This window comes from Brevibacterium aurantiacum (assembly GCF_007558825.1).
GTDB classification, from domain to species: Bacteria; Actinomycetota; Actinomycetes; order Actinomycetales; family Brevibacteriaceae; genus Brevibacterium; species Brevibacterium aurantiacum_A.
In genome coordinates this window covers 19,180-27,740 of the sequence record NZ_VLTK01000024.1, presented here as the reverse complement: position 1 = coordinate 27,740, position 8,561 = coordinate 19,180, and the positions used below count along the sequence as shown (strand labels likewise).

Here is an 8,561-nt window from a genome sequence, read left to right as displayed (position 1 = left end):
GATGCCTGTTGCCACTGCTCTGCACGCCATCTCCTGACGGTGTCCGCTGTCGCGTGCGATCTCGTCCCGCAAGTACTCGAGGCGTGAAATGTATTCGTCAGGTGCGAGTACTGCAGTGTCCACCGCTTCATTCTCAGTCGAGGAGAAGGCTTCCTCACGCGGTTGATCTTGAACTTTCTCGGTTTGCTCTTGACTTCGGCGTCGAAATTCGAGGGCTCCACCGAGGCCGACAACGATGTCGGGATCGTAGCCGTGCGAATCGGCTGCTTCCCGGAGTCGAAAGTACATTCGATCGTAGAACTGTGGAGTGCAGGTGAAGCGGACAGTGGGGCTGCCGTCAAAGAAGGTGTCGAGCCACTCTTCAATGTGACGAGGAATCGATGAGAGGCGTGGGACTTGTGAGCTGTCGGGGCGCTCCGAATCTGCGGGCTCCCTCGACGATTTCATGGATAGATACTACAGTCGCATCTCGATGATGCAGAGACCGAAAACGACTGTTGTGAACTTGTAACTTTCCAAGGTGGCATCTCCTGCGCTCCACGAGCCCTAAATCGGTTCAGGGGTAAGCTATCTTGTAGCATAAGACCGTGACCACGAATATACGTACTGCTGCGGCCGGCGATATCACCGAATCAGCGAGGACGCTCGCTATCGCTTTCGAAAACTATCCTTGGACCAGGTGGATTATCCCGGAAGATGATTACGCCATTCGGTTGGAGCGGTTGCAGGCCGTCTACCTAACTCATGCGGTCGAACAGGGCCTTGTACTGGTTAGCGATGACCTTGCTGGTGTGGCTGCGCTGCTGCCGCCTGAAAGTTCCGAACCTGCCGAGGCTTTGCAGGCAGAGATCGCAGATCTCATGGGCGAACGCGGCGAATTGGTGTTCAGTACGCAGCTACCGCAACATCCGGAGAAATCGTGGAACTTCGCCACTATCGGGGTACGTCCGGAAAGCGCTGGCCAAGGACTGGGCTCTTCGATAATCGAGAAAGCCTTGAAGCGGGCATCCTTGTCCTCGATCCCCCGAGTCTCGTTGGAGACCTCTGAGGCAAGGAACGTCAGGCTTTATGAACGCCACGGCTTCGTGGTTACTCACCGTACCGAGATCGAGAACGGGCCAACAGTCTGGACTATGGTGATCGAACTATAGACCGGGTCAGACAGGTGTGTGCTCGGACACTCACGAGCGTGATGAGCACCCAGCCGGGAACGTCACCGCGGCCCGGTCGATCACCTCGTCGCTCGCCCCGGCGATCTGGGTCATCAGTTGGGAAGCCGATGACGAACACAGCGAATCGGTTCATCAGGTGGTGGAACACGGTGTCTCCTTCTGCGGTGCAATCGGTTTGCGGGGTGATCAGATGGTGAGGCGATCAGACGGTGGCAGGACCAGGCTGAGAGCCCGCGCCGGGTCAGGTCATGGACTCAGGTCGAGGACGGTGAGTGAGGGAAAGACAGCGAAGATGACGGTCACCGGGAGCACGAATACGACCACAGGCACCAACATTCCGATCTCCTTCTTCCCCGACAGCTCGAGCAGACGGCGGCGAGACGATATGTGCGGGTCGAGCCTATGATGACCCAGCATTGGTCATCCATCTTGAGGATCCGACCGAAGCACTCGCTGTAGCGGCAGCCAGGGATGTTGGGAAGCTTGATGAGTATATTGCTTCCGGGCTGGCCTAAGTGACGTCGACGCCGCGGCAGGGTCACCTGCAATGAGTCGGTCACCAGCGACGACGAGGGGCGAAGCCTTCGTTTCACTCTCGATCGTGTGACGTACGGGCGATCTGCGGCATCAAACTGCCTCCTCACCGAACTGCCTCGTGACCTGTGAGTTGCGCGATGCCGCGCTTCGCTGGAAACTGTTTCGCACGGACAGGTCGACATCACACCCAACGCTGATTTGGAGCTGGGCAGTTCTCGGAAACCTACGTATCGTGGGCAACCAAGCGACTACTGGAGTAATTCAGCAACCCCAATAGGTCCGCTCTTGCGAAGACTTCGCGCTGGCGGGTGGCCCCGGTGCCGAATCGCAGCAATCGCCGGATTCCCGCCCGTACACGTACCTTGTCGTCGCTTCGAAGCAGGTCCGGGAGCGCCCGATCGAACATGGTCCACACCGCAGTGGCCGCGGGCACACTATTCTGGGCCTGAGCGTCCATAAGCTTGCCTGCCAATCCGAACCGCGCAGCTTGCCAATGGGCGACGTCGATAAGTTCAGCAGGGACCGCGTTCGCAAGCGGGCTCTCGATCTCGGCGTTAACGAGGGCACGGATGAGCAATGCCAGCGTGAGAGCATCTTCTGCATGAAGTTGTACATCACAGGCTCTGATCTCCACGGTCTGGTGACGTGGCGACAACCGAACCAGCCACCCCACCATGGCCGCATCGTCCACTAGGTTCGAACGTTGAAGTGCTGTGAGGTGACAATCGTAATCGTCGGCGTTGTGAAAATGGGGAGGAGTACCGTAGATCACCCATCGGCGATACTGTATCGATCGCCAGCTTGCGAAACCGCTATCGGCGCCACGCCACAGAGGAGAATTGGCGCTCAGTGCCGTGAGCACAGGCAGCCATCTGCGCATACCGTTGAGCGCGAGCACACCGGATTCCCTGTCAGGGATACCGACGTGGACATGCATGCCATTGATGAACTGCTCAGCCGCAATAGCCGGTGCAAGTGTAGCCATTTCACGGTAGCGTTCACCCTCGCTGATGGCGGGTGGGGCACCCGCGATCTGAGGCGCAGTTCCCAGCGACGTGGCGATGAAGCCAAGCTCATGGGCTGTCCTAGAGAGCTTCTTTCGGAAGTCAAGCAGTGATTCGAAGGCTTCCGAGGCAGTTCTCAGCACCGGAGTGGCAAACTCGATTTGACAGTCGAGCCATTCAGTAGTGACCCGGCCACTGTGCGACGACAGCGCCATCAATGCCTTCTTCTGCTGTTTTGTAGGAGAAGCAGGCAACAAGGTAGAACGGTCAGCGAGGATGAATTCTTCCTCAATACCGAAAGTAGACAACTGGCCTCCTCGGATCCGCACTTTGCTAATAAGAATGGGCCAATCTTGTGTCCAGCGGGGCGAAATGATTCACATTCTGGTGGGAGGTGCACATCCGGAAACCATACCCCCGGGCGCCCTTGGTATTACTAGGTTGAGAGTCTCCATCAAGCCCGGGGCTGAAAGCTTGCTGTAAACAGTGAGGCAACTAGCGCGCTGCTACTCTCCTGAGATCTGTGGCCGTATTCATCGTTTTGTCGCATTCGGCTGGAGTGGCCAGGAGAGCCTGAACCACAGTGCATCGCGGCTAAGTGGAGTCTCTATTGCTTTGGCTGCACGCGATCCCTGTCGAGTCATGCCATCGCTGATCCTGATGCCCCGTCGAGCCTGTGAGGCTCTTACTGACCATCCTCCAACATCAGTAGTAGGCTGGAGGATCGCTACTGGGAAACGACTTCTCGCCCCATTCGTCGACGAGTTCGTCCTAGTGTTCGTGGCTACCGTTGCTGGTTCCCGGCCTTTCAGCATTGTCGTCCCGTGCTTCCTTGGGGACAGCGTTAAGACCGTCGTGGTCCGTGTTCTGCCACGGGTTTCCCTCCCTCGTGTTTTGCCGTCTCCGAGTCTTGTGGTGCAGGAGCTCGGAAATTGGTCAGCTTGTGAGAACCATCGCAAAGGGGCGCTATCCCTGTTTTTCCACACCGGCACAATGCCACCACCTGTCTGTCCGGCTGTTCTGGGGTTCGTCCTGGCGCCTGTGCTATGGAGAATTCGCCTCGCACGAGTAGCGGACCGTCAGGGCATAGCGTGATGGTCACCGGTGTGGTTTGGTTTTTCATGAAGCTTGCCCTCTCCGGAGCTTGCGGACCGAGTTCGCAGCGGTAGGAAGTCTTTTCTCGTAGTATGTGACGCCTTCGCGTGCTTTCAGCAACGGTTATCCATGCGCACAACGCACGCTAGCCGGGAACCTCGGTATGCTCTTGGACCGACGCCGCCCGGGTTCGGCGATAAAAAATGCGAAAAATCCAACAGTAACTAAGAGGACATAGTTCGCTCCCAGAATTGGAGTGGATACCTTTGGCGATGTCATCGTCCCTCTTGCACGTGCCTCAATGAGGTCTGCCCGGTGGTCCATTTTTCGTGCATGTGATCACCGCTGAGGCCATCGGCGAACAAACTGGCCGAGGCACCGAAAATGATGTCGGCGATGAGCCGCGGATCGTCATCGGCAGCTCCTCCGGCAAGGTCTCTGCCAGCAATTTGCTCGTGGACTGCGTCAGCTTCGACGTGTTCATCGAAATACCGGGTGATCTCTTCCCCGTACCCGTGCCTGGTGAATGCTCTCGAGTAATACTTGTTGGGGATCGACGATGTCATTTCGAAGGCTGCGAGATGTCCGATGGTGGCTCCGCGCAGACGTCTGTTGAGACCGAAGAGATTCATGGTGTTCACCGAGTTGAGAATGACGGCCGGCACAACATCGAGATAGGAGTCTGGTCGATCGTCTAAATCGAAATTGCGCAAGGTGCGGGCAAAGATCTCCGCGTGAACACGTTCGGGGTCACCGCCGCCGTACTCATCGGTCTGGATCTCCACTAGCGCCGCTTTCGCCCGCCCTCTCAATCGAGGAATCGCCCAAGTGTGGGGGTCGGCCTCTCGAAGAGTGTAGATGGATCGGTTGATGAGGAACTCGCGAAGCTGTTCGACAGTTGCATGCCGTGCCGCCCACGTAGCCAAAGTCGGTCGAGCCGCATCGGCGGTCATGGAGAACAAAGCCTCGGAGACTTCCTCGCCGTTGACGGGCAGTACGGTGGGGAGCGGGCAGCGCAATCGCAACACCTCCTCGAGTTGGACCTCGATCTGTTTTCGGACGCGGATCAGTTCCGGGTCCCACTCCCAATCACCGTGAACGAAGTCGGCTGGACCGTAGTGCAGGAGGTACAACAGATAAAGCGTCAGCTGCAGATCATCGTCGGTGAGGATGTCCTCGGTAGTCCCAAGGGCTCTTTCAACGGTGTCCGCCAGGACGCTCAACTCGGGACCTGTCCTCTCGGTAGGAGTGGTGAGGACGCGGAGTAAGGCCGCGCTGGCAGGACCACGGGCGCTGGGAGCAGGGTCGTTGATCGAATGTGTCTTCATTGAAATGCCTCCTGATGAAAAACATGATGGCAACTCGTACGTATCATTGGGGCACATTCAGCTGGTTCTGCCCGGCGGCACTCGAGACCTGGTCATCATGAACCATACGGGAAGACACTGCTGCGGTTGAGCGGCAGATTTTTCCCATTTCCATGAATTTGAGAGCGATGGGGCATGTGATGGTGAGCTTCAAGCGGCGACTTTTGACGTCTTCGGCCGCCAGTCGCATAAGTTCTGTGCAGTGGTGGGCTGCTTCCTCGGTCTCGATGGCCTCGCAGTAGATGAGCATGATCTCGCTCTCTTCTGCTTCGAGCTTGTAATGAAGTGCTGCGACGAGCTTGCCGGGAAGGTAGAGATCGTATTTTGACGATTCTTGGTTGTTGAGCATCGTGTACATCGCATCACTCCAATGGTCGGGTGTATCGCGTCTTATGAAAGGTGAGAACAGGTAGGGCTGTCGTGAGGTGTCAATGATGACAGTTGCGGGTTCGGTCACCGTGTGTCTTGGGCCTCTGCATCGTCGTTGTTGTTATTGAAGCCGATGAGTTCGTAGCCCATCTTGGCAAGCTCCTCGTCTTCGGAACCCGGCGGAGTGTCGCCATGGATGGGACGACCTGCAGTTTCGTTGAAGAAGTGGATGCCGATCAGGCCGATGATTCCCGCTGCGACGAGATAGACGGCGGGGAACAGATCGAATCCGGTGGCTTTGATGACGAAGGAATTGACCGCAGCCGTGGTCCCACCGAAGATGGCGGTCGAGATGTTGTAGCCGATGGCAAAGCCCGAGAAGCGAACCTGGGTCGGGAAGATCGCCGGCAGAGTGGCCGAGACGCAGGACTGCATCATCACCTGGAGGAGGGCGATGATGCCCAGACCGAGGAATTGGAGACCGCGCCCCTCCGCCTGCATGAGGAGGAACGCGGGTACAGACAGCACGATGAACCCGATCGCTGACGTGTAGAGCACCGGTTTGCGTCCGATTGAATCTGTCAGTCGCCCCAGGGGGCTGACGAGGACGATCATGGCCGCCAGCAGCCCGACGAGCATGAAGTTGCTCGTGATCTCGGAGTGGCCCAGGATGCTGCTGAGGTAAGTCGGCATGTAGGTCAGGACCATGTACTGACCGACGTTGAGCAGCACGACGAAGGCCATGAGCATGAGGATCTGTTTCTTGTACCCGGTGAACAGCTCCCGGAACGGTTTTCTGTTGGCCTTTTGCTCAGAGGTGGTCTTGGAGAAGGCCTCGGGCTCGTCGAGTTTCATCCGCAGCCAGAGGGCGATGGCACCGAGGGGGAGGGTCAGCAGGAAGGGCAGTCGCCACCAACCGGCTTCCATCCCGTCGCTGCCGACGATGATGAGGAGAAGAGTGCAGACCAGCGCCGCCGAGGCTGTTCCGGCCAGGGTGCCCAGTTCGAGGAACGACCCGCAGAAGCCCCGGCGCTTGTCGGGTGCCGATTCTGCCATGTAGACGGCGGCACCGCCGTACTCACCGCCGGTGGAGAAGCCTTGGACCATGCGGCACAACAGCAATAGGACCGGTGCAAATGCCCCGAGCGTGGAGTAGCTAGGGAGGATACCAATGAGTGTGGTCGGAATCGTCATCATGATGATGGTCAGGACCATCACGTGCTGACGGCCCACCTTGTCTCCCAAGGGCCCGAGAACGAGTCCCCCCAAGGGGCGGAAGACGAACGACAAAGCCAGGGTCGCAAAGGTCAGGGCGACGCCCCATTCGCCGGGGAAGAAGGCGCTAGCGATGTATACCGACACGTAGGAGTACACGCCGTAGTCGAACCACTCGACAGCATTGCCGAGGGCCGATCCGCCGATCGCTCGTTTGAGGGTCCGCTTCTCGCCAGGCGCCATCGTGCTTATGTCGATGCCATCGGGGGTGGGCACCCGATAGTCCTGAGTGTCGTGTGATGCTTCATCTGCCAACGTGTTTCACCTCTTGCAGATTTGTGGTGGTATTCCCAGTGGATATTTTCAGGAACGGCAAGCCTGCGTTGACTGGGTTCTGTAAATCGTTAAGGAAGCTTTGAGCCCACTGGTGGACATCATGGTCTTCGACAGTTCCAGCCATCGCCGCCATTTGATCGTGAGCGTCGTCACCGGTGAGCTTGGCGGCCTCACGTATTCCATTCTTCAGCCCGGAGATGTCATGCGGGTTGACGATGACGGCTCGGTCAAGCTCATCGGCGGCCCCCGCAAATTCTGAGAGAACGAGAGCGCCACCTCGCTCCTGGCGCGCTGTGACGAATTCTTTCGCGACGAGGTTCATTCCATCGCGCAAGGAAGTCACCAGAAGTACGTCCGCGGCGAGGTAGGAGGCGATGGTGGCTTCAAACGAATATGACTGATGAAAATACTGAACTACACCTCGCTCGAGCGTACCGAAGCGGCCATTAATGCGACCGACAAGGCGTTCGACTTCATCACGTAGGTCTTGATATGCCCCGATTCCTTCGCGTGAGGGCACAGCCACTTGAGTCAACATTGTTGTTTCCGGGGCCAGGACTCCGTCTTCGAGGAGCTCTTCGAAGGCCCGGAGGCGTTGCGGGATGCCTTTCGTGTAGTCGAGTCGATCGATACCGAGCATGAGAACCTCGGGGCTACCGAGATCGTGCCGAATCTGTCGGGAGAGTCGAGCAACCGAGTCAGATTCAGCTGCTTCACGAATCGCATCAACATCGACTGAGATGGGATAGGCATCGATGACGTTCGAGACCCGATCGGGGTCGATACCGAGAAACCTTTGACTCGCATCGCGGAAATTCCTCACATCGGACTCGCGTTGGAAACCGATGACATCGGCCCCGAGCAGCCCATCCAAAACAGCCTCGCGCCACGGAAGTTGTCCTACCAGCCCGACTGGGGGAAAGGGAATGTGGTTGAAGAAGCCGATTCGCACATCTCGACGCTGACTGCGGATCATCCGCGGTACGAGCTGCAGTTGATAATCGTGAATCCAGATGGTGGCCCCATATGCCGCTGTTTCAATCGCAGCCTGAGCGAACCTGGCATTGACGGCCTCATAGGTGCGCCACCAGTCCCGCCGGTACTGAGGCGCGACGATGAGATCGTGATAGAGAGGCCAGAGAACAGAGTTGGAGAAACCTTCATAGTATTGGCGATGTTCTGCACAGCTGAGTGGAATGGGGAAAAGGTGCATGCCGTCTGCTGAAAAGGGTTCAATTGTTTCATCGCAGGTCCCCGGCCAGCCGATCCATGCGCCGCTTTCGGCTTTCACAATCGGCGCCAACGCTGAGACGAGGCCTCCCGGTGCTGTGTGCCACGAGTCTCTGCAACGATCCACGGGTAGGCGGTTGGCCATCACGATGAAGGATTGGCCGTCGTGTCTTGGTGGCATTTCAGCATCCTCTCTTTCGTTGAGGCCTCAGCCGGACCTGTCGCGTTAGGCAGTT

9 protein-coding genes are annotated in these 8,561 nt (G+C 57.8%); 1 reads left to right on the top strand and 8 read right to left on the bottom strand.

From position 1 onward, the window contains the following. A partial coding sequence (locus tag FO013_RS22710) for a hypothetical protein (protein WP_222103700.1) occupies positions 1-447 on the bottom strand: 447 nt, incomplete at its 3' end. Between the two features lie 140 nt (positions 448-587). On the opposite strand from FO013_RS22710, the gene FO013_RS21475 reads away from it, so the two are divergent. Continuing rightward, positions 588-1,151, top strand: coding sequence for a GNAT family N-acetyltransferase (locus tag FO013_RS21475; protein ID WP_143924596.1), 564 nt, complete (start codon positions 588-590; stop codon positions 1,149-1,151). A 267-nt stretch (positions 1,152-1,418) separates the two neighbouring features. Here FO013_RS21475 and FO013_RS21470 read toward each other — a convergent pair whose 3' ends face one another. The 7 genes from FO013_RS21470 to FO013_RS21440 form a co-directional block, all read right to left on the bottom strand. After that, complete coding sequence (locus FO013_RS21470) at positions 1,419-1,589, bottom strand: hypothetical protein (RefSeq protein ID WP_313900605.1); 171 nt, start codon at positions 1,587-1,589, stop codon at positions 1,419-1,421. A gap of 343 nt (positions 1,590-1,932) precedes the next feature. Continuing rightward, complete coding sequence (locus FO013_RS21465; protein WP_186293262.1) at positions 1,933-3,021, bottom strand: carboxylate-amine ligase; 1,089 nt, start codon at positions 3,019-3,021, stop codon at positions 1,933-1,935. Positions 3,022-3,557: 536 nt separating this feature from the next. Further along, complete coding sequence (locus FO013_RS21460; protein WP_143924594.1) at positions 3,558-3,836, bottom strand: CDGSH iron-sulfur domain-containing protein; 279 nt, start codon at positions 3,834-3,836, stop codon at positions 3,558-3,560. Between the two features lie 247 nt (positions 3,837-4,083). Beyond that, entirely contained in the window at positions 4,084-5,136 is a 1,053-nt protein-coding gene (locus FO013_RS21455) for an iron-containing redox enzyme family protein (protein ID WP_143924593.1), read from the bottom strand. A 43-nt stretch (positions 5,137-5,179) separates the two neighbouring features. Next, a complete protein-coding gene (locus tag FO013_RS21450) occupies positions 5,180-5,533 on the bottom strand; it encodes a hypothetical protein (RefSeq protein WP_143924592.1) in 354 nt (117 codons plus the stop codon). A gap of 95 nt (positions 5,534-5,628) precedes the next feature. Further along, positions 5,629-7,074: an MFS transporter gene (locus FO013_RS21445; protein ID WP_260848321.1), complete on the bottom strand. Its 1,446-nt coding sequence runs from the start codon at positions 7,072-7,074 to the stop codon at positions 5,629-5,631. Beyond that, positions 7,064-8,506 carry an alpha,alpha-trehalose-phosphate synthase (UDP-forming) gene (locus tag FO013_RS21440; RefSeq protein ID WP_143924591.1) on the bottom strand — a complete coding sequence of 481 codons (1,443 nt, stop codon included), beginning with the start codon at positions 8,504-8,506 and terminating at the stop codon, positions 7,064-7,066. The genes FO013_RS21445 and FO013_RS21440 overlap by 11 nt, the downstream gene beginning before the upstream one ends. Positions 8,507-8,561 lie beyond the last annotated feature (55 nt).